Source organism: Caloramator sp. Dgby_cultured_2 (genome assembly GCF_028872215.1).
Classification (GTDB): domain Bacteria; phylum Bacillota; class Clostridia; order Clostridiales; family Caloramatoraceae; genus Caloramator; species Caloramator australicus.
This window is the reverse complement of sequence record NZ_CP118396.1, coordinates 1,053,683-1,075,038: the sequence shown is the minus strand read 5'-3', so window position 1 is coordinate 1,075,038 and position 21,356 is coordinate 1,053,683. Positions and strand designations below refer to the sequence as shown.

At 32.3% G+C, this 21,356-nt stretch carries 19 protein-coding genes and 10 pseudogenes; 27 read left to right on the top strand and 2 right to left on the bottom strand.

Going from position 1 to position 21,356, the window contains the following annotated elements:
• Window positions 1-24 precede the first annotated feature (24 nt).
• The 6 genes and pseudogenes from cmk to speD all read left to right on the top strand — a co-directional run bounded on the left by cmk (window position 25) and on the right by speD (window position 3,844).
• Complete coding sequence (gene cmk, locus PWK10_RS07270; RefSeq protein WP_274767826.1) at window positions 25-693, top strand: (d)CMP kinase; 669 nt, start codon at window positions 25-27, stop codon at window positions 691-693.
• Window positions 690-1,173, top strand: a pseudogene (locus tag PWK10_RS19600) (lysophospholipid acyltransferase family protein). Before cmk ends, PWK10_RS19600 begins: the two are co-directional and overlap by 4 nt.
• A gap of 100 nt (window positions 1,174-1,273) precedes the next feature.
• Window positions 1,274-1,372, top strand: coding sequence for a hypothetical protein (locus PWK10_RS19595; RefSeq protein WP_446715304.1), 99 nt, complete (start codon window positions 1,274-1,276; stop codon window positions 1,370-1,372).
• 14 nt (window positions 1,373-1,386) lie between these two features.
• Window positions 1,387-2,039: pseudogene (gene ispH, locus PWK10_RS19590) on the top strand (4-hydroxy-3-methylbut-2-enyl diphosphate reductase); the annotation flags it as partial.
• Between the two features lie 48 nt (window positions 2,040-2,087).
• Window positions 2,088-3,293: a 30S ribosomal protein S1 gene (locus PWK10_RS07250; protein WP_446715349.1), complete on the top strand. Its 1,206-nt coding sequence runs from the start codon at window positions 2,088-2,090 to the stop codon at window positions 3,291-3,293.
• Window positions 3,294-3,463: 170 nt separating this feature from the next.
• Window positions 3,464-3,844, top strand: a complete 381-nt coding sequence (gene speD / locus PWK10_RS07245) for an adenosylmethionine decarboxylase (protein WP_008908596.1) — start codon at window positions 3,464-3,466, stop codon at window positions 3,842-3,844.
• A gap of 46 nt (window positions 3,845-3,890) precedes the next feature.
• Here the strand turns inward: speD and PWK10_RS07240 are convergent.
• Window positions 3,891-5,510: pseudogene (locus PWK10_RS07240) on the bottom strand (putative manganese-dependent inorganic diphosphatase).
• Window positions 5,511-5,660: 150 nt separating this feature from the next.
• Between PWK10_RS07240 and PWK10_RS07230 the strand changes: the two are divergent.
• Window positions 5,661-8,252 (top strand): annotated as a pseudogene (locus tag PWK10_RS07230) (calcium-translocating P-type ATPase, SERCA-type).
• 17 nt (window positions 8,253-8,269) lie between these two features.
• Here the strand turns inward: PWK10_RS07230 and PWK10_RS07225 are convergent.
• Window positions 8,270-8,678, bottom strand: a pseudogene (locus tag PWK10_RS07225) (hypothetical protein).
• 252 nt (window positions 8,679-8,930) lie between these two features.
• On the opposite strand from PWK10_RS07225, the gene hypF reads away from it, so the two are divergent.
• From hypF to PWK10_RS07125, 20 genes and pseudogenes are all read left to right on the top strand, one after another.
• Window positions 8,931-10,172, top strand: coding sequence for a carbamoyltransferase HypF (gene hypF, locus PWK10_RS07220; RefSeq protein ID WP_274767823.1), 1,242 nt, complete (start codon window positions 8,931-8,933; stop codon window positions 10,170-10,172).
• Entirely contained in the window at window positions 10,169-10,417 is a 249-nt protein-coding gene (locus tag PWK10_RS07215; RefSeq protein WP_274767821.1) for a hypothetical protein, read from the top strand. The genes hypF and PWK10_RS07215 overlap by 4 nt, the downstream gene beginning before the upstream one ends.
• Window positions 10,417-11,172, top strand: coding sequence for a Kae1-like domain-containing protein (locus PWK10_RS07210; RefSeq protein WP_446715348.1), 756 nt, complete (start codon window positions 10,417-10,419; stop codon window positions 11,170-11,172). Before PWK10_RS07215 ends, PWK10_RS07210 begins: the two co-directional genes overlap by 1 nt.
• A complete protein-coding gene (locus PWK10_RS07205; RefSeq protein WP_274767819.1) occupies window positions 11,163-11,396 on the top strand; it encodes a HypC/HybG/HupF family hydrogenase formation chaperone in 234 nt (77 codons plus the stop codon). The genes PWK10_RS07210 and PWK10_RS07205 overlap by 10 nt, the downstream gene beginning before the upstream one ends.
• Window positions 11,371-12,452: pseudogene (hypD, locus tag PWK10_RS19585) on the top strand (hydrogenase formation protein HypD). Before PWK10_RS07205 ends, hypD begins: the two are co-directional and overlap by 26 nt.
• Window positions 12,453-12,461: 9 nt before the next feature.
• A pseudogene (gene hypE, locus PWK10_RS07195) lies at window positions 12,462-13,460 on the top strand (hydrogenase expression/formation protein HypE).
• A 14-nt stretch (window positions 13,461-13,474) separates the two neighbouring features.
• A complete protein-coding gene (locus tag PWK10_RS07190) occupies window positions 13,475-13,600 on the top strand; it encodes a hypothetical protein (RefSeq protein ID WP_274767818.1) in 126 nt (41 codons plus the stop codon).
• Complete coding sequence (locus PWK10_RS07185) at window positions 13,600-13,854, top strand: NADH-quinone oxidoreductase subunit C (protein ID WP_274767817.1); 255 nt, start codon at window positions 13,600-13,602, stop codon at window positions 13,852-13,854. The genes PWK10_RS07190 and PWK10_RS07185 overlap by 1 nt, the downstream gene beginning before the upstream one ends.
• Window positions 13,855-13,866: 12 nt before the next feature.
• Entirely contained in the window at window positions 13,867-14,949 is a 1,083-nt protein-coding gene (locus PWK10_RS07180) for a hydrogenase large subunit (protein ID WP_008908605.1), read from the top strand.
• Between the two features lie 60 nt (window positions 14,950-15,009).
• Window positions 15,010-15,297 (top strand): annotated as a pseudogene (locus PWK10_RS19580) (hydrogenase maturation nickel metallochaperone HypA/HybF); the annotation flags it as partial.
• Between the two features lie 88 nt (window positions 15,298-15,385).
• Window positions 15,386-15,922, top strand: coding sequence for a hydrogenase nickel incorporation protein HypB (hypB, locus tag PWK10_RS07175; protein WP_274767816.1), 537 nt, complete (start codon window positions 15,386-15,388; stop codon window positions 15,920-15,922).
• A gap of 43 nt (window positions 15,923-15,965) precedes the next feature.
• Complete coding sequence (locus PWK10_RS07170; protein WP_156792048.1) at window positions 15,966-16,484, top strand: Na+/H+ antiporter subunit E; 519 nt, start codon at window positions 15,966-15,968, stop codon at window positions 16,482-16,484.
• Window positions 16,481-16,735 carry a monovalent cation/H+ antiporter complex subunit F gene (locus PWK10_RS07165; protein WP_008908609.1) on the top strand — a complete coding sequence of 85 codons (255 nt, stop codon included), beginning with the start codon at window positions 16,481-16,483 and terminating at the stop codon, window positions 16,733-16,735. The genes PWK10_RS07170 and PWK10_RS07165 overlap by 4 nt, the downstream gene beginning before the upstream one ends.
• Before the next feature lie 37 nt (window positions 16,736-16,772).
• Window positions 16,773-17,072 (top strand): monovalent cation/H(+) antiporter subunit G, encoded by a 300-nt coding sequence (gene mnhG, locus PWK10_RS07160; protein WP_274767814.1) that lies wholly within the window; start codon window positions 16,773-16,775, stop codon window positions 17,070-17,072.
• Window positions 17,065-17,664 (top strand): hydrogenase subunit MbhD domain-containing protein, encoded by a 600-nt coding sequence (locus tag PWK10_RS07155; RefSeq protein ID WP_274767813.1) that lies wholly within the window; start codon window positions 17,065-17,067, stop codon window positions 17,662-17,664. Before mnhG ends, PWK10_RS07155 begins: the two co-directional genes overlap by 8 nt.
• Before the next feature lie 54 nt (window positions 17,665-17,718).
• Window positions 17,719-18,101: pseudogene (locus PWK10_RS07150) on the top strand (MnhB domain-containing protein).
• Window positions 18,102-18,240: 139 nt separating this feature from the next.
• On the top strand, window positions 18,241-18,465 hold the full coding sequence (locus PWK10_RS07145) for a sodium:proton antiporter (RefSeq protein WP_342455719.1): 225 nt from the start codon (window positions 18,241-18,243) through the stop codon (window positions 18,463-18,465).
• Complete coding sequence (locus PWK10_RS07140; protein WP_274767811.1) at window positions 18,465-18,824, top strand: hypothetical protein; 360 nt, start codon at window positions 18,465-18,467, stop codon at window positions 18,822-18,824. The genes PWK10_RS07145 and PWK10_RS07140 overlap by 1 nt, the downstream gene beginning before the upstream one ends.
• Window positions 18,824-20,353: a proton-conducting transporter transmembrane domain-containing protein gene (locus PWK10_RS07135; RefSeq protein WP_274767809.1), complete on the top strand. Its 1,530-nt coding sequence runs from the start codon at window positions 18,824-18,826 to the stop codon at window positions 20,351-20,353. Before PWK10_RS07140 ends, PWK10_RS07135 begins: the two co-directional genes overlap by 1 nt.
• Window positions 20,331-21,328: pseudogene (locus PWK10_RS07125) on the top strand (respiratory chain complex I subunit 1 family protein). The gene PWK10_RS07135 and the pseudogene PWK10_RS07125 overlap by 23 nt, the downstream one beginning before the upstream one ends.
• Window positions 21,329-21,356 lie beyond the last annotated feature (28 nt).

Below are 21,356 nucleotides of genomic sequence, written 5' to 3'. Positions count from 1 at the left end.
ATTATTAATAAAGGGGAGTTGTGAATGAAAAAATTCTCTATAGCAATTGATGGGCCTGCAGGTGCAGGCAAAAGCACTATAGCAAAAATTATTGCCCAAAGGTTAAAAATAGAATATATTGACACAGGAGCAATGTATAGGGCAATAACTTTAAAGATTATCAGAAATGGGACTGATATTAATAACATAGATGAAATTATTGAGTTATTGGAGAAAACTGATATAAATTTTATTAATGGTAGAGTTTATCTGGACGGCGAAGATGTATCGGAAGAAATAAGATTGCCTGAAATAGGTAAGCTTGTTTCACAAGTAGCTGCAATAAAAGAAGTAAGAGAAAAATTAGTTGCAATTCAGAGGGATATTGCTAAAAATAAAAGCGTTATTATGGATGGGAGGGATATTGGAACAAACGTTTTAAAGGATGCAGAGATAAAAATATTTTTAGTTGCATCTGTTGAGGAGAGGGCTAAAAGAAGATATAAAGAGCTTCTAGAAAAGGGAATAGAGGTATCCTATGATGATATAGTTAAAGAAATTGAAAAAAGAGATTATATAGATTCAACCAGAGAAGTTAACCCATTAAGAAAAGCTGATGACGCAATAGTAGTTAATAATACAAATAAGACATTAGAAGAAGTTGTTGAGGAAATTCTAAATATAGTTTGTAAAAAGTTGAGGTGTAAAGTATGAGCTTATACAGGATTTTAAGGTTTATTGCTAAGGGGGTATTTAAATTAATTTATAGGATCGAAGTTAAAGGAATTGAGAATATCCCAAAGGATGAAGGGGCGTTAATTTGTCCGAACCATTATACATGGGCTGATCCTGTTATGGTAGCTATTACAACACCAAGACCTATAAGATTTATGGCAAAGTTTGAGGCTTTTCAGAACCCTTTTTGAGATTTTTATTAAAAAATTTAGGAGCTTTTCCTGTAAGGAGGGGGAGCCTGATTTAAATGCTATAAAAACAGCATTGAAGTTATTAAAGGATGAACATTTATTAGGGCTTTTTCCACAGGGAACTAGAGTAAAGGGAGAAGACTTAGGGAAGGCCCACTCTGGTGTAGCTTTACTTTCAATTAAATCAAATAAAAAAGTTATTCCTGTATATATAGGAGGAAACTATGTTCCGTTTACAAAAATGAGGGTTTTTTGGAGAGCCAATTGATTTTTCAGCATATACTAAGGACAAGCTAACTGGTGAGGATTATTTAAGATTAAGCCAAATAGTTATAGAAAAGATTAAAGAATTAAAAGAGGGGGAATAAATGATGGAAATTCTTCTTGCTAAAAATGCCGGATTTTGTTTTGGAGTTAAAAATGCTATGGAAAAAGCATTAAAGGCTTCTGAGGAAGAAAAAATGTAAAAACATTAGGGCCTATTATTCATAATCCGGATGCAGTAAGACTTTTAGAAGAAAAGGGTGTTTGCTCACTAAATAGCGTAGAGGATGTTGGAGAAGATGACACGATAATAATAAGATCTCATGGAATAGGAAAGGGTGAATACGAAATCTTAAAAAGCAGGGCTATGAAGGTGATAGATGCCACTTGCCCATATGTAAAAAATATACACAACATTGTAGAGAAAAACTTCAAAAACGGATATAAGATAGTTATCATAGGTGATTCTGAACATCCTGAAGTAAAAGGGATTAATGGTTGGTGTGATAACGAAGCAATTATTATTAAGGATATTGATGGAGTTGTGGAGGATAATTTTAAAAATCAAAGAGTTTGCGTAGTTTCACAGACCACGTTTAACGCAAAAAATGGCATGAAATAGCTTGTAAAATTATTGCTTTAACCAAAGAGGCTTTAATAATTAATACAATTTGTAGTGCCACTGAAATAAGGCAAAAAGAAACTGAGGATATATCAAAAAAAGTTGACCTAATGATAGTTATTGGTGGGAAAAATAGCTCAAATACAAGAAAACTTTACGAAATTTCAAAGGAAAATTGTAGTAACGTTATGCTTATTGAAAATGCTGATGAACTTAACATAGAAAAAATAAAACAATTTAATAAAATAGGAATAACTGCTGGCGCATCTACTCCACAATTTGTTATAGAGGAAGTAATGAATAATTTGGTTAGTATATCAAATGAAGATAAGATTACTAATGATGTTTTTGAGAAAAATAAATTAGAAACTAAAATTGAAGATTCTAATGATATGGATTTAGATTATTTTAGTGATTTTATAAAAATTGAAGTAGGAGATGTTGTAAGGGGTAAGGTTCTCCATGTTACAGATGAAGAGGTGTATTTTGATATAGGCTATAAATCCGATGGAATTTTACCAAAGGAAGAAGCATCTAACTTGCAGATTAATCTTAAGGAAAAATTCAAAATAGGAGAAGAATACGAGGTTGAGATTATAAAGCTAAATGATGGAGAAGGAAATGTTCTATTAAGCAGAAGGAGTCTAGAAAAGGAAGAATTCATAGAAAACCTAAAGAATTATAAACATGATGGGACATTAGTTGATATAGAAGTTATTAGAGTGATTAAGGGAGGATTTGAATGTAAAATAGGAGAATTAAGATGCTTTATGCCCCTTTCACACTCAGGCATTGATTTAGTAAAGGATAATCCTGAGGATTTAGTTGGGAAAAAACTTAAGGCAAATGTTTTAGAAGTAAAAGAAGATGGTAAAATTGAAATAATAGTATCAAGAAGGGAAGTTGCAAGACATGAAAGGCAACAAAGGTCTAGGAATATAATATTAAATCTTCAGGAAGGTATGACACAAAGAGGTAAAGTTAAGACTATAATAGATTCTGGTGTATTTGTAGATACTGGAGATTATGATGCCTTTATCCCAGTTTCAGAATTATCCTGGAAGAGAATTCAAAAACCAAGCGATGTAATTAAAATAGGAGATATAGTAGAATTTATAATAATAAAATTGGATAAAGCATTAGGAAAGGTTACTGGAAGCATAAAACGAACTATGGAAACACCTTGGGAAAAGTTTATTAAAAAATACTCTGTAGAAGATATAGTAGAAGGTAAAATAGTGGCATTTGCAGAATTTGGAGCCTTCGTAGAATTAGAAGAAGGTGTTCAAGGCTTAGTTCATATATCGAATATGTCTCATATAAGAATAAATAAGCCTCAGGATATTGCTAAGATTGGCCAAAAAGTAAAAGTAAAAATAATAGATATTGATTATGAAAACAAAAGAATATCACTATCTATAAAGGATGCAAAAATAGCAGGTGAGAATCCTGCTATTTTTTTGCTATTATATTGCATTTTTGAAAATAGTCATATAATATAAGTAGTAGAAATAGTAACTTTGCTTAAAAATAAGAGATTTATTGAGAAAAATTGATATGTTTTAATTGTAATTTTAAATAATTATGGATTTTGTTTAAAATGCTTGACTTTTGTGTTATTTTGATAAAATTTAATTATTGTAAAAAATGAAAAAGGAGGTTGAGAGTTAGAATGAACGCTTTGGGTCGTCACATAATTGCAGAGATTTATGGTTGTGATGCAGAAATTTTAAACGACAGAGAAAAGATTGAAAAGATAATGGTTGATGCTGCACTTATGGCTGGTGCTGAAGTTAGGGAAGTAGCTTTTCATAAATTTAGTCCACTTGGCGTTAGTGGCGTTGTAGTTATTTCTGAATCTCACCTTACAATTCATACTTGGCCAGAGTTAGGATACGCTGCAGTAGATGTCTTTACATGCGGCGATCATATAAATCCTTGGGATGCTTGTAATTATATGACTGAAAAATTTGGAGCAACCCATATTACTGCTACTGAAGTTAAAAGAGGTTTGTTTGATCAACCTGTTCAAGTAAAAGTTTCATCGTTATAAATTCAAAAATGCGCCCTAAATCACAAGGACGCATTTTTTATTTGTGTTATTCAATTATTTGTGAAAGTGGAGGAATTATTTGCTTTTTCCTTGAAATTACTCCAGGCAAAAATACAAAATTATTATGCACATCCACGTTAAAGGCCTTTGCTATAAGATCTTTTTCCTTTCCTGTAAATATTATCTCTGAACCTTCTCTAATAATATCAGTTAACATTATTATTAATAAATCATATCCTTTTTCGTTACACAATTTGTTCATGAAATTTAATAAATCATTTTTGGTTTCACCAAGGCTTTCAACGTTCATAGTATTAACTTGACTTATACCAATTTTATATTTTCCAAGTTTAAATTCTTTAAAATCTTGGAAGAAAATTTCTTCTGGCGTTCTGTTTTGAAGAGATGTTCCAGCTCTAAACATTTCAAGGGCAAAGCCTTCGATATCTATACCAGCTATTTCTGCCAGCCTTTCAGCTGTTATTTTATCTATGTATGTGCAGGTAGGTGATTTAAATTTAACTGTATCTGATATAATAGCTGCACAAAGTAAACCAGCAATATTCTTTGGGGGTCTAATCCCATTTTCAAAATACATCCCTGCAATTATAGTCGATGTGCTTCCGACAGGTTCATTCCTAAAGAAAATAGGTTTACCCGTCTGAATGTCAGCAACTCTATGGTGATCTATAATTTCAAGGATTTCAGCATCATCAATTCCATGGACAGTTTGGGATCTTTCGTTATGGTCTACTAAAATAACCTGCTTTTTCTTTTGTGATATTAAATGATATCTTGATATAAAACCATAGATTTTATTATTTTCATCTAGAACAGGATAACTTCTATATCTTGTTTGCAGCATCTTATCTCTTATTTCATCTACAAAATCATCGATATGGAAGCTTATTATATTTTCAGTAGTCATTACATATTTTACAGGTATGCTTTGATTTATTAATCTGGCAGTAGTATAGGTATCATTAGGTGTATTTATAATAATACAGTTGTTTTGTTTTGCAAGTTCTAAAATTTCATCCTCAGCACTAAACCCTCCAGTTATAATTAAACAATTAGCTCCAAGTTCTATAGCCTTTTTTGGGAATCCTTTCTGTTGCCTATTATTACGATATCTCCCTTTTCAATAAACGGCTTCATGCTTTCAGGGGACAAAGCTGCAACTACTATTTTACCGTTGGAATTAAATTTCGCTTCGTCTCCCAAAATAATTTTAGCGTTTAAGGTTTCCAATATATTTCTCAATGGCGTTTTAATTATATTGTTTTCAAGTGTATCCATGTATTTACTTGTAATATTGGATAATGTCACAAGCCCCAAAAATTTTTCGTTTTCATCGATAACTGCCAGCGTCTTGACATTGTTTTTTTCATAAGCATCCAAGCGGTTTTTATAGAAGAATCTGGGGATATTGGGATTACTTTATCCAAGTTTAAATCTGAAACTTGAGTTTTTACAGTTGGAAGGATGTCTGGCTTTGGAATATTAAAGTAATTTAATACAAAGTCTGTTTCTTGATTGATATCCCCAAGTCTTTTAGCGATTGCGTTAAAACCTAAACGTTTTTTAGCTCAGCATAGGCTATTGCAGCTGAAATTGAGTCAGTATCAGGATTTTTGTGGCCAAATATGTAAATAATATCTGTCATTAAAACACCTCCTATATACTTAAATATTATAACCAATAAATACTATTTTTTAAATAATGACTTCTTTTTGTGATATAACTATATATTTAAAAATATATTTTAATTAGATTTATCTTCTTTAATTTTAACTAAGGGGGATGGTATTTTGGCATTTTATGGAGTCGACATAAAAAAGAAAATGAATTTTTAGGTTTAACAAAATACGAAGTAAAAAAGAGGCAACAAAAATATGGGTATAATGAAATAGCTAAAAAGAAAAAGAAATCATCATTAATTATCTTTTTGTCACAGTTCAATGATTTTATTGTATGGGTTCTATTAGCTGCAACTATAATTTCTATATTTTTGGGGAAATCGCCGATGCAATAACTATATTTATAATAATATTGATGGACGGAATTTTAGGCTTCCTTCAGGAATATAGGACCGAGAAGGCTTTAGAAGCTTTAAAGGAGTTTGCTGCCCCAACGGCAAAGGTTATTCGCGAAGGAAAGAAAATGGTAATAAAGGCTAAAGAATTAGTTATAGGAGACATAGTAGAATTAGAAAGCGGTGATAGGGTTCCTGCAGACATATTGATATTAAAATGCGATGCCCTACAGAGCGATGAGTCAATTTTGACTGGCGAATCAATGCCGATTGATAAAAAGCTTATAATGGAGATAAAATAAAACAAGAAAATATGGTCTATATGGGCTGTTTAGTAACTAAAGGGAAGGCCTTAGGTAAAGTTATAGCAACTGGGATGAATACAGAAATGGGTAAAATAGCAGATATGCTAGAAAATATAAATGATAACAAGACCCCTCTTCAGGAAAAACTTGATAAATTAGGAGAATATCTTGTATATCTAATATTGGCAATATGCGCATTGGTTACTATTACAGGGATATTAAGGGGCGAAAACATATATAAAATGTTTTTAGTTGGTGTAAGTTTAGCAGTTGCTGCTATTCCAGAAGGTCTTCCTGCAGTAGTAACTGTTTCATTAGCATTGGGAGTTCAAAGGATGATGAGAAAAAATGCTCTTGTGAGAAGACTTCCGGCAGTGGAGACATTAGGCTGCACCCAGGTAATCTGCTCCGATAAAACTGGAACATTAACTCAAAATAGGATGACGGTGAGGAAATTATATATTTTGAATAAGGAATATAAAATAGCTGGTGAAGGTTATGACATAAAGGGAGAATTATTATATGAAGGAATAAGGGTAAACTTAAACAATAAGGAAGCCTTTAAAAAATTGCTTGAATGTTGTGTTTTATGTAATAACTCTTCGATTGAAGGGAATAATTATTTAGGAGATCCTACTGAAATTGCATTACTTGTATTAGCGGCAAAATTTGGATACAAAAAGGAAGAACTAAAGGAATTCAAAATATTAAAGGAGAACCCCTTTGATTCTGATAGAAAGATGATGTCGGTTCTTGTGCAAAAGGGCAATAGAAAATTTCTTTTCGTAAAAGGAGCACCTGAGAAGGTTATGGAAAATTGTAAAGCTCTTTTGGAAGATATGAAGACAAGAGTTATAACAGAAAACGATAGAAAGGCAATTTTATCTGCTAATGATAAATTGGCAAAGGAAGCATTGAGAGTATTGGCTTTTGCTTATAAAGAAATTGAAAACACGGAGGACGAAAAGGAACTAATATTTTTAGGTTTAGCAGGAATGATTGATCCCCAAGAAAGGAAGTTTATGATGCTGTAGTAGAGGCAAAAATGGCGGGAATAGTTCCAGTGATGATAACAGGTGATCATAAATTAACAGCTGAGGCTATAGCAAAGGAATTAGGCATATTAAACGAAAAGGAACTTGTATTAACAGGAGAAGAACTAAATAAAATCTCAGAAAAAGAACTTGATGATATAATAATGAAAGTAAAAGTTTTTGCTAGAGTGACTCCAACACATAAATTCAGAATTGTAAAGGCATATAAGAGAAAAGGACTAGTAGTTGCAATGACTGGCGATGGAGTTAATGATGCTCCAGCGGTAAAGGAAGCCGATATAGGTATTGCTATGGGTAAAAGTGGAACAGATGTAACTAAAGAATCGGCATCTTTAATATTGCTTGATGATAATTTTGCAACTATTGTTGCTGCAGTTAAAGAGGGTAGAATTATTTATGATAACATAAGAAAATTTTTAAGATATCTTCTTTCATGCAATATTGGCGAAGTATTGACTATGTTTTTAAGTTCATTGTTGAGTTTACCTATTCCGCTATTACCGATACAGATATTATTTGTAAATTTAGCTACGGATGGCCTACCTGCAATGGCTCTTAGCATGGAAAAGGGAGAAAAGGATATCATGCAAAGGATGCCAAGGAAAAGGGATGAAAGCATATTTTCGGAGGGATTGTTACACAAAATTATCTTAAGAGGAATACTTATAGGTTTGTGCACAGTGGCATCCTATGCAATAAGTTTAAATTATTTTGGCAACATTGTAATATCTAGAACAATAGCCCTTGGCACATTAATAATGTCGCAGTTATTCCATGTTTTTGAGTGTCGTTCAGAGAGACAATCTATATTTAATATAGGTATTTTGACTAATAAATATTTAATATATGCAGTTTTATCTTCGCTATTTATGTTGATTTTTATAATTTACAATCCCTTCATGCAGAAGGTTTTTTATACGCAACCTTTGAATACTATTCAATGGCTTATAGTGCTATTATTTTCAGGTATAATTTCTTTGATTTCTAGCCTTTATTGGTATAAAAGAAATTAAAGGAAGTAAAGACAGCTTTACTTCCTTATTATTTGTTTTTGTTGAAGCTTTTTAAGGTCAAGTCCGATAGGAATTAATTCTTTTTAGTTGTCATATTTATGACATTCATTATTTCTATAACATCAGAATCTTTCTTTTTGTTCTTTTTAGGTTTTAAACCTTGAATTAAAACTAAATGCCCCTGATTTACTTGAATAAATTCTGGCTTTTTAAAGAACCTTCTTTTTTGTATTGGCACTTAACTACAAGTTTGCTTCTTTCAGGTTTTACAACAATATCAACCTTTAGCAAGTGAATAAATCCCAATATTACTTTTTCAGCAACTTTTACACTTAGAACATGTCCGTGAACCTGGGTTAGGCGATCTTTATATTTTTCCCAGTAAGCATCTTGAAGTTTTTGATTTAATTTTTCTTTAAATCCCATATTTCATTCTCCTTTATACTAAATTTATTGTAAAAAATTGCTTAAAAAAATCTTAACATTATTATATTATAACAATAATTTAGAGTGTAGTCGAGGGGGAATAGATTGTTAATAATTTAATCTGTTAAATCTATTTAAAAAATAAATAAATTGTGTTATACTTATATAAAGCCCAAAATTTAACTAATTTTTCTATCTGTTATATATAAAAATAGATACTGTTATATCAAATAAAATACAGGTGATAAAATTATGATACGAGCTGTAATAAGAGTTAACGGTATTGTTCAGGGTGTTGGTTTTAGACCTTTTATAAATAAGTTAATTCAAAATTTTAATTTAAAAGGTTGGGTTAAAAATACTTCTTTGGGGGTTGAATTAGAGGTTGAAGGTGAAGAAATTTATATTAGAAGTTTTTTAGAGGAAATAATAAATAACCCTCCAAAGTTAGCCTATATAGAAGATTTACAATATGAATTTTTTCAAGATTTAAAATATTATAAAGGGTTTGAAATTATAAAAAGCCAAGATAAAGAAGACAAGTTTACCTTTATATCTCCTGATGTTAGCATTTGTGATGAATGCCTTAGTGAATTATTCGATAAGGAGAATAGAAGATATTTATATCCTTTTATTAATTGCACCAATTGTGGACCACGTTTTACAATAATAAAGGATGTTCCCTATGACAGAGATAAAACCACAATGAAAGAGTTCAAGATGTGTCATAAATGTCTAAGTGAATATTTAGATATTGAGGATAGAAGATACCATGCTCAGCCTAATTGCTGCAGCGATTGTGGACCTAAGGTGTATTTTATAGACAAAAATATGGAAAAATTCGATAAAGGAATAGAAAAGGCAATAGAATATTTAAAGGATGGTAAAATAATTGCAATTAAAGGCATAGGAGGATTTCATGTAGCCTGTGATGCAAAAAATAAAGAATCATTAGTAAAATTAAGACAACGTAAAGGTAGGGATGAAAAGCCCTTTGCCCTTATGATGAAGGATATAAATACTGTAGAAAATTATTGCTATTTAGGTAAAGAAGAAAAAAATATCTTGGAGAGTTATAAGAGGCCTATTGTATTGCTTAAAAAAAGAAATAATCTTTTGGATCATGTGTCAGAAAATAAATGGTTAGGAGTTATGCTACCATATTCTCCTTTACATTATATACTTATGCAGGAATTAGACGTGCTTGTAATGACAAGTGGAAATATTCATGATGTTCCAATAGTTTATAAAAATGAAGATGCTATAAATGAACTTTGGGATATCGTAGATGGGTTTTTGATTCATGAAAGAGATATACATGTAAGGTGTGATGATTCAATCGTAAAGGTATTTGAGGGCAAGGAATATTTTATTAGAAGATCAAGGGGCTATGTTCCTTTCCCGATAAGATATAATTCAAGAAATAAGATTTTAGCCTGTGGAGCAGAACAGAAGGGATCCTTTGCTTTGAGCAAAAATGGTTTTGTCTTTTGAGTCAGCATATTGGAGAATTAAGAAATATTGAAACCTACAAGCATTATATAGATCAAATTGAACATTATAAAAAATTATTTGATATAGATATTGATAGAATTGCCTGTGATATGCATCCTGATTACTTGTCAACACAATATGCGAAGGAGATAAGCAAAAAGCAAAATATTCCCCTTTATATGGTGCAGCATCACCATGCCCACATGGCATCATGTATGGCGGATAATAAGTTGGAGGGGAAGTAATAGGTATCATTTGGGATGGAACAGGTTATGGGTTAGATGGGAAAATATGGGGTGGAGAGTTTTTGGTTGGTGATTATAAAGAATTTAAAAGGGTAGCTACTATAAGAGACATAGCTTTACCTGGAGGAGATATGGCTATAAAGGATATTTATAGGATAAAGTATTCTATATTAATGGATGCATTAGGAGAAATTCCAAATGAATTTGCTACAACAGATGACCTGCAAGTAATAAATATGATGTTGAATAAAAATTTCAACACAGTTAAAGCCAGCAGCATAGGCAGGTTGTTTGACGGCGTTGCAAGCATTCTTGGTATTAAAGATAGGGTATCCTATGAAGGTCAAGCAGCGGTTTTATTAGAGTCAAAGGCTTTGGAAAATGATTTGTTTTATAAATATGAAATTTACAATGATGAAATATTAAAAATAGATTGGAGGCCTATTATAAGAGATATAGTAAATGATGTTACTTTAGGTAAGAATGTAGATATTATTACAGCTGCATTTATGAATACTTTAGTAAATTCAGCTGTTGAAATAGTTTTAAGGCTAAAGGATATTTATAAGATAGACAGAGTTGTTATTTCTGGTGGAGTTTTTCAAAATATTTATCTACTAAGTAAATTAGTTCAGATTCTTAGAAACAATAATTTTAAAGTATATTATCATAATAGGGTTTCCACTAATGATGAAGGAATGGCATTAGGACAATTAGCTGTTGCAGAAAAAGGGGGAGGAATATTATGTGTTTAGCAGTTCCTTTAAAGGTAATAGAAATTGATGGCAACGATGCTGTAGCAGAGCTAGATGGTATTAAGATGAAGATCAGAGTAGATTTTATCAAAGATATAAAAATTGGTGATTATGTATATGTTCATGCTGGTTTTGCAATAAACAAACTTGATGAAAAGCTTGCAAAGGAAAATTTAGAATTATTTAGGGAGGTTGCCAATGCAGCTAAAAATAAATCCAAGTGAGGTAAAGGACATTGTAGAGTTTATAAAAAACTATAATAAAAGGAAAATAAAAATAATGGAAGTATGTGGAACACATACCATGTCTATTGCTAAAAGTGGCATAAAAACGATACTTCCAGAAAATATAAAATTAATTTCTGGGCCAGGGTGTCCGGTTTGTGTCACAGCAATTAATAGAATTGATGAAATTTTAACTCTATCCCAAAATCCTAAAGTTTTGATAGCTACTTTTGGTGATATGCTTAAAGTTCCAGGAAGTCGTCAGGGATTTAATTTGGCTACATTAAAGTCTATGGGGGCTAAAGTAGAACTTGTTTATTCTGCAATGGATGCAATTTCAATAGCAGAAAATAATCCTGATTTTGAGGTTGTTTTTTGGGAATCGGCTTTGAAACAACGGCTCCAGGAACGGCTGTTGCAATAAAAGAAGCAAAGGAAAGGAATATTAAAAATTTTTCGGTTTTTTCTATGCATAAATTTGTAGAACCAGCATTGAGGGCCTTATTAGATTCAAAGGAGATCGAAATCGACGCATTTATTTGTCCAGGACATGTATCAACTATTCTTGGAATAAAGGGATTTAGATTTTTAGCTGATGACTACAAAAAGCCCTCTGTAATATCAGGTTTCGAACCGGAAGATATTTTAACAGCAATATATAAAATAATTATGCAGTTTGAAAAAAATATTGCTATCATTGAAAATGAATATATGCGAATTGTAACCTTAGAGGGAAATGAATTTGCTCAAAGAATAATGGAGGATGTTTTTGAACCTGTTGATGATATTTGGAGAGGTATAGGAATCATTCCTAAGAGTGGTATGGGAATTAAGGATACTTATTGTGATTTTGATACGGTTAAAAGGTTTGATATAAAATTAGATTTTAAAGATAAATTAACAATTTGTAAATGTGGTGATATAATAAAAGGGAAGATAGAACCTAAGGAGTGTTCATTGTTTGCTAAATTATGTTCACCTGAAAATCCAATAGGTCCATGTATGGTTTCAAGTGAGGGGGCCTGTGCGGCATATTATAAGTATTTAAGATTCTGAGGTGAAATTATGGAAGAAATAATTACTTTAGACTATGGAAGCGGTGGAAAGAAAACTTCAAGTTTAATAGAAGAAATTCTTTTACCTAAATTTGATAACAGCAAGTTAAATGAATTAATGGATGGAGCAGTTCTAAAAAGTAAAGGAAGAATTGCATTCTCAACTGATAGCTTTGTTGTTTCACCTTATTTTTTTCCTGGAGGAGATATAGGCAAATTAGCAGTTTGTGGGACTGTTAATGACCTTTAATGTGTGGTGCAATCCCTAGGTATCTAAGTTTGAGCTTCATTATAGAGGAAGGATTCAAAATTGAGCACCTAAAAAAATAGTAAATTCGATTAGCGAAACCGCAAAAGAATGTGGTATTGAGATAGTAACAGGAGATACAAAGGTTGTGGAAAAGGGAAAGGGAGATGGCATATATATAAATACTTCAGGTATAGGTTTTATGGAAATAGAAGGGTATGCTAAGGCAAGGATTAATGATGGAGATGTAGTTATAGTTACGGGAAATGTTGGGGATCATGGAGTTGCAGTTATGTCAGCAAGAAATGGCTTCTTTTTGGATACGGATCTTAAATCGGATTGTATGCCCCTAACTAATTTAGCAAAAACTATTTTTAAGTATGGTAGAGAAGTTAAAATAATGAGGGATCCTACACGAGGGGATTAGCTACTACATTAAATGAGTTTGTTGAGGGGACTGAATTTTCTATTGAACTTATAGAAAAAGATGTTCCAATTGCACAAAATGTATTTACTGCTTGTGAAATACTTGGAATTGATCCATTATACAGTGCAAATGAAGGAAAGATAGTTTTGATAGCGTCAAAAGATATAGCAGAAGATTTAGTAAAGGATATTAAAAATCTACCTGAGGGTAAAAATGCAGCTATTATAGGAAAAGTAACCTCAAACCATAAAGGTTTAGTTGTGTTAAAAACTCCAATCGGAGGTTCAAGAATATTAAATAAGTTAACTGGGGCACAGCTTCCCAGGATATGTTAAATGGAGGTGATTTAATGCAAAATTTTAAGTCAATTGAAATTAAGAAGGAAGAAATAGTTCCTATTGCAGAAAAGATGAGTGGTGAAGGAAGAAGACTTGTTATGATCCACGGATATGTGGATAAGGAGGGGCAAAAATAGTGAGTTACCATTATGAAGTTGGTGATACTATTGAAGCCTATACGGTTAAAGGAGAAGATGTTTTACCTACAATATCGCATATTTATGATGTTTCAGCCTCATGGCCAGAAGAAGAACTTCATGAACTTATTGGAGTTAACTTTGAAGGTTTAAATATGAAGGGCAGGCTTTTCCTTCCAGATACGATGTTTGAAGGAAAGGGTCAGATACTTGTTACTCCATTAAATGAACTAGTGAAAAAACTCAAGGAATAAAGGAGTGATTAGATGAGTTACGTAATTCCAATTGGACCATATCATCCTTCTTTAGAAGAACCCATACATGCTAAACTTTATACTGAAGGTGAAATAATAAAGGATGCTGAAGTTTTTATAGGCTATAATCATAGAGGTATAGAAAAATTAGCTCAAGAAAAGAATTTTATCCAAACATTAGTTTTAGTAGAAAGGGTTTGTGGTATTTGTTCTCACTCTCATCCCTTTGCATATGCTCAAGCTATAGAAAAGATTGCCAATATGGAGGTTCCTAAAAGGGGACAATATATAAGAGTTATAATGGCTGAACTTGAAAGACTTCACTCCCATTATCTTTGGCTGGGTATAGCTGCCCATTTAGTTGGATATGATAGTTTATTCATGCATATTTGGAATGTAAGGGAAAAGATAATGGATATTTTAGAGGCTATATCTGGCAATAGAGTTAACTATGGTATGATAATTATAGGAGGTTCAAGAAGGGATATTAGTGATGATTTAAGAAGAAATATATTGCAGATTTTAGATGAATTTAAAGCGGAACACGAAAAAATAAAGGAAATTGTTCTTAACGATAAAACTTTAGCCATGAGAACAAAGGGAGTAGGTGTTTTACCAAAGGATATAGCTATAAAAATGGGAACAATTGGTCCCCATGCAAGGGCTTCTGGAGTTAAGGTAGACGTTAGAAAGGATGCTCCATATTCATCTTATGAAGATTTTGAATTCGATGTTCCTGTAGTTGAAGATGGAGACGTTTTTGCAAGGATATTAATAAGGGCATTAGAAGTTGATGAAAGTATAAAGATTATAAAGCAAGCATTAGAAAACCTACCTGAAGGACCAATTAATTTAGGAATGAAGATCCCTAAAGTTCCTGCTGGGGAGTTTACACAAAGGGTTGAAGCTCCAAGAGGTCAAGTAATATATTATGTTGTTACAGATGGAGGACAAACAAATTATAGAGTAAGTATACATGTTCCGACCTTTAAAACAGCACCTACAGTTCCTTATATGCTAAGGAATAATACCGTTGCAGATGCAGGACTTATTATTGCAAGTATAGATCCTTGTTTCTCATGCTTAGATAGGTAGTGATATTATGCACGAGTTAGCTATAACTGAAGGAATAATCAAAATTGCAAAGGAAGTAGCAGAAAAAATAATGCCAAAAGGGTATTAAATATAAAGGTAAAATGCGGGGACTTCTCAGGGGTTATTCCTTCTTTAATTCAAGAGTATTTTGATATTGTTTCTAAAGGAACTTTAGTTGAAGGTGCTAAACTTATTATAGATAGAGTTCCTATTAAAATTATATGCTCAGAATGCAATAATGAAAGTGAGATAAAAAGAAGCGATATACGATGTCCAAAATGCGGTGGGTATAGATATAGGATTATTAGTGGTAAAGAATTTTACGTAGAAGCATTGGAGGTGGAATAGTGGAAATTAAAGTAGTAAAACAGATAATGGAATGGAATGAGGATTGCAGCAATGAAGTAAAAAAGGAATTAGACGAAAAAAGGTTTTTATGATAAATATAATGGGATCTCCTGGTGCAGGAAAAACAAGTGTAATTGTTGAATTAATAAAAGAGCTTTCTAAAGATTATAAGCTCGCTGTTATTGAAGGAGATATAACTGGACAAATTGATGCTGAGAGAATTAGTCAGATGGGGATTCCAGTGGTTCAGCTTAATACAGATGGAGCTTGCCATATTGAGGCTATGTCCATAAAAAATATATTAAATTATTTTAATTTAAATGATATCGATGTATTATTAATTGAGAATATAGGTAATTTGGTATGTCCTGCTGAATTTAATTTGGGAGAGGACCTAAAAGTAGCAATTTTAAGTATTCCAGAGGGAGATGACAAAGTTCAAAAGTATCCATTGATGTTTTCAGTTGCAAATATTCTTTTGTTAAACAAATACGACATGAAGGAATTTTTCGAATTTGACTATGAAAAGGTATCCATGTATGCAAAAGGTTTAAATCCTAATCTTGAAATATATAGATTTTCTTCAAAAAAGAATTTGATAACAAAGACCTATTTGCATCATTAAGAAGAAAAATAAAAGATAAATTAAATAAATAAGGGGGATAATGATGAAAAATAAACCAGCTGCTGTTATTGCAACGTTTATATTATGCTTTCTAGTATGGATATTATTTACATTAACCTTTACAGCACAGGAATTAATAGCAGGTGCTATAGTCTCATTACTAGTTGCATTATTTACATCAAGTTACTTTATCCATGAAGATGCATTCCATTTATTAAAACCAAATGTGTTTATCAATTTCATAATTTATGTATTATTTATATTTCCAGTAGAACTTTGGAAGGCGAATGTAGATGTTGCAAAAAGAGCATTAAGTCCAAAACTTCCAATTAATCCTGGTATTGTTAAAGTTCCAGTTGACTTAAAATCCGAATATGGACTTGCTATGCTTGCAAATTCGATTACCTTAACACCGGGAACAATAACAATGGAAATAGTAGAAGAAAATGGACAGAATTATTACTATATCCATTGGATTGATGTTGCAAGTAAGAATAGCAAAGAAGCTGGTGATATGATTAAAGGAAAATTAGAAAACTGGATAAGGAGGATTTGGAAGTGATAGAGTTTGTTTATGTTGGGATATTTTATGTTATACTAGCATTAATGCTTTTATATAGGGTTTTAAAAGGACCTAGTGTTGTAGATCGAGCTGTTGCAGCTGATAGCATTGATATTTTAACTGCCATTGCTTTAATTGTTTTTTCGATTTATAGCAATAGAAGCATTTATCTTGATATTGCGCTTGTTTTAGCAATTTTAGGTTTCTTGGGGACTGTCCTTATAGCAAGATATTTGGAGGGAAGACTATGATAGTTAGGATAATAATTGATTTGTTTTTAATATTAGGTTGCTTTTTGCTTTTGCAGGAGCAGTTGGTCTTCTTAGAATGCCAGATTCCTTTACTAGGATGCAATCAAGTATTAACATTGCAACCTTTGGAGTTCTTTGGACGGTTTTAGGTGTAGCTGTATATGCCTTTTCAAATCAAAATTTTGTTTTTGGAATCAAAACGGTCATGATAGGAATTTTTATAGTTCTTACGAGTGCAGTTGCGGGACATGCCATTCTAAAGGGAGGATATAAACATGGCATAAGACCGGAGAATTTAGTGGTTGATGAGTATAGGAGGGATAATCCTAATGAATAGTATAGTTATATTAAATACACTGGTTATAATTGCAATTATAGTTTCTGCAATTTTGACTGTAAAATTTGATAACCTTTTATCATCAATAATAGCTTTAGCAGTTACAGGATCCTTTGTAGCATTAGAGTTTATATTGCTACATGCACCCGACGTTGCAATAGCAGAAGCTGCTGTTGGAGCGGTCTTATCACCTGTGATATTTAATTATAACCCTCAAAAAAGTAAAGGAGGGCAAGGAAAGATGAAAAGATTTGCTATAGCTTTTTCGTTGGTGGTTTTCTTGTTAATGGGATGTTATGCAATGTATTATTCATCTACATTAGATAGAACTTATAGTGGAACAAAACTTTCTGAGGTTTTAAAGAATGAACAAAATTACGATATGAATAAACCAGATGGAGTTGCTAATATTATCGTGAGAGAAAACTTAAAAAGAACAAAGGCTGTAAATGCGGTTACTGCTGTTGTATTTGACTATAGAGGATATGACACACTTGGAGAATCCTTTATTCTTCTTACAGCAATTGCCGGTTCAGTAGTTATTTTAAAGAGCCATAAGAAGGGAAGTGACCATGATGAAGGGCAAGAATAGACAAGTAAAGGATGTTATAGTAAAAACTGCTGCTGACTTTTTACACCGATAGCCTTGGTCCTTGGATTTTATATAATATTACATGGACATCTAAGCCCAGGGGAGGTTTCCAAGGTGGAGTTTTAGTTGCTTCTGCGGTGGTGTTAATCTATTTAGGCTATGGATATAATGAGGTTTCGAAGAAATTTAATATGGAAATCATAAAGAAAAATGAAGCTCTTGGTGCTATATTATTTACAGTATTTGGTCTTGCCGGTATTATATATGGCTCGGTTTTCTTTGCAAATGTATTTACAAATATAGGTGATGTTGGAGACTTAATTAGTGCAGGAACAATTATGTTTATGAACAATTCAGTAGGATACAAGGTTTTAACTGGGGTTGGATTCTTGATCCTACTAATGATAGGGCTTTTAGCTCCAGATAATGATAACTAAAAGGGGTGGATAGATTTGATATTAGTGAACTATATCGCCTGCATTATATTAATAGTATTAGGTTTTTATGTAATTCTAACAAAAAGAATATTTTAAAGATTATCATCGGTATGGGGCTTATTGATTATGGAATAAATTTATTAATAATAAGCATAGGATTCAATCCTGGGGAACAGCACCAATATTTACTTTTACTGAACTTAAACCCGAATCCTTCTTTGTTGACCCTGTTCCACAAGCACTTACTCTTACTTCAATAGTTATAGGTGCCTGTGTTACGGCGATGGCTTTATCCTTAGTTATAAAAATAAAGGAAAAGTATGGAACCCTTGATGCAGATAAGGTAAGGAGGTTGAATGGCTAATGCAACATTTTCCTATTTTATCAATTGTTACGTTATTTTTGGGAGCCTTCCTTACGGTAATTTTTGGAAGCAAAAATGAAACTGTAAGAAAGTTTATAGCTTTAGTTGCTTCATCTATATCGTTAATTTTGGTTTTAATGCTTATAAAGCCAGTTATGATAGAGAACAATGTTATTCAATATTGGTTAGGTAATTGGAGACCCATTCATGATTGGGCTATAGGTATAGGCCTTGAGGTTGATGCACTAGGATTATTCTTCGGGATTATAGCTGTTTTAACAATCTTTTTATCAATTATATTTTCATTCAAATACACAAAAAGGATTCTGAAACAGACAAGTATTATGTTTTATTCTTAATGCTTTCTGGTGCTGTATTAGGTCTTGTATTTACTGGTGACCTTTTCAATATGTTTGTAATGATAGAAATTATGACCTTTGCAGCAGTTGGCTTAACTGCCTTTAGAAATTATCAAGAAGGAGCATTAGAAGCAGCTTTTAAATATCTTGTTTTGGGTTCTATCGGATCATCAATGGTTTTGGCAGGGACAATTACTATTTACTCACAAGTTCATACGCTGAATATGGCTCAAATTTCTGCTTTATTGTTTAACAATCTTACTCCATCGGCACTTTTCGCCTTTGCATTACTTTTAGCAGGATTTTCATTAAAGGCATTTGTGGTTCCTTTCCATCCTGCTGCACCAGATGCGTATATGTCAGCACCTTCGTCAGTGTCAATGGCCTTTTCGGGTATGGTTAATAAGGCGGGGGTATATGCTATTATTAGATTAGTTTATGTTCTTTTTCATGCAATGGACTTTAAGTCAGTTCAAATTTTATTAATAATCATTGGGACGATTACAATGTTTATTGGTGTTACAATGGCGCTTGCACAAAATGATTTCAAACGTTTACTTGCTTTTCATAGTATTTCTCAGATAGGTTATGTTATAACAGCTGTTGGGGTTTCAACAGCATTGGGATTAACAGCAGGTTTATATCATGCTCTTAACCATACTTTATTTAAAGGTTTGTTGTTCTTAACTGCTGGTGCAATATTTTATGCAACTGGAACAACTGATTTAAATAAACTTGGCGGCTTAGCAAGAAAAATGCCACAGACAGCAGCAATATTTTTAATTGGTGCCTTCTCAATCAGTGGTTTACCACCATTCAACGGATTTGTTTCCAAATGGCTTGTTTACCAAGCTACATTCCAGGCTAATCTTGCACCAGTTACTATAATAGCACTTTTAGTAAGTGTAATGACTTTAGCTTCATTTATAAAGGTTGCACAGTCAATATTCTTTGGACAAATGCCAAAGGAATTTGAAAACGTTAAAGAGGTTCCATTATCAATGAGAATTCCAATGTGGATTATGGCTATCCTTTGTGTAATAACAGGGGTTTTACCAAATATAGTGACAAAATATTTAGTATCGCCGGCAGTTACTGCGGCTCTAAATATAGGCAAATATATTGATCTTATGATGGGGAATGGATATTCAGAAAAAATATTAGGTAAACCAATTGAAATTCCTGCTGTTGATTTTACTCTTGCAGGTTATTGGGATCCTATTGCATGGCTTGTTCTGTTTGCCTTGCTATTGATAGCAGTAACCATAGTTGCAGTAGCAGGAGGATTTAATGCAGTTTCTCTTCCTACAGAAGTTGATGATCCAAAATATGATGTATTCTTTAGTGGGGAAGCAAGTGAGCATTCTCACGTTAAGGGAAATGACCTTTTCTGGGGATTAAAACATGATTTAAGACACTATTTTGGGTTTATGCATGATGCACATAGTGGGATAATTAATGACTATGCATTGTGGGCTATCTTTACAACAACAATATTTATAGTATATGTTTTCTTACTTGTTCCATAAGGAGGGACTGGATTTGGTAGTTTTAAAGTATTTGTTTAATGTTTTAGTTTTTCCAGGTTTATTGTTCTCAGCATTGGTTGGTTTACTTTTATCAGGTTTAGATAGAAAAGTTGTTGCTAGAATGCAAAAGAGAATTGGACCACCAATAATTCAGCCAATTTATGATTTTTTAAGCTTTTAGGTAAAGAAACAATTGTCCCAAGAGCAGCATCAAGAAGAACATTTTTATACGCACCAGTTATTGGACTTTTGGCGTTAGTAACTGTGACACTCTTTATCCCTATTTATAAATATACTGCAATTTCAACAGTTGCAGATATAATAGTTATTTTATATCTTTTAACAATCCCTGCAGTTGCCTTAATTATGGGTGGAGCAGCATCGGGTTCACCATATGCCGGCGTTGGAATTTCCAGGGAAATGGTAGCTATTATATCTTATGAACTCCCTTTAGTGATAGTTCTTCTAACTATTGGTAAACATGTAGGAATGGCTTTAAATAAGGGAGTAATAACATTTTCGCTTTCTCAAATAGTAAGTTATCAAGCAGAATTTGGACCGATGATTACTAATTGGAGGTTAATTCCAGCTGCATTGGCGTTACTTTTAATAATTCCAATTAAGGTTGGTAGCCTTCCTTTTGATATTGCAGAGGCGGAAATTGAAATTTGTGAAGGACCACTTGTAGAATATAGTGGTGCACCGCTTGCAATATTTAAGTTAAATCATGCAATAAAAATGTTCATAATGACTTCATTATTTGTAACATTGTTTTTAAGCGGTAAAGGAACAGGAATACTAATATTAGATATAGTATTGCAAGTTCTATTAAGTGCAGTAATAGTTGTTATTTCTATATCCACATTAAAAGCGATTACAGCAAGGCTTAAGGTAGAACAGGTTTTGAAATTCTTCTGGACTTATCCAACGGCATTAGCTTTAATTAGTTTGATACTTGTTTGGATTGGTCGTTAATAGGAGGTGTTACTTTTGTTTAAAAGTT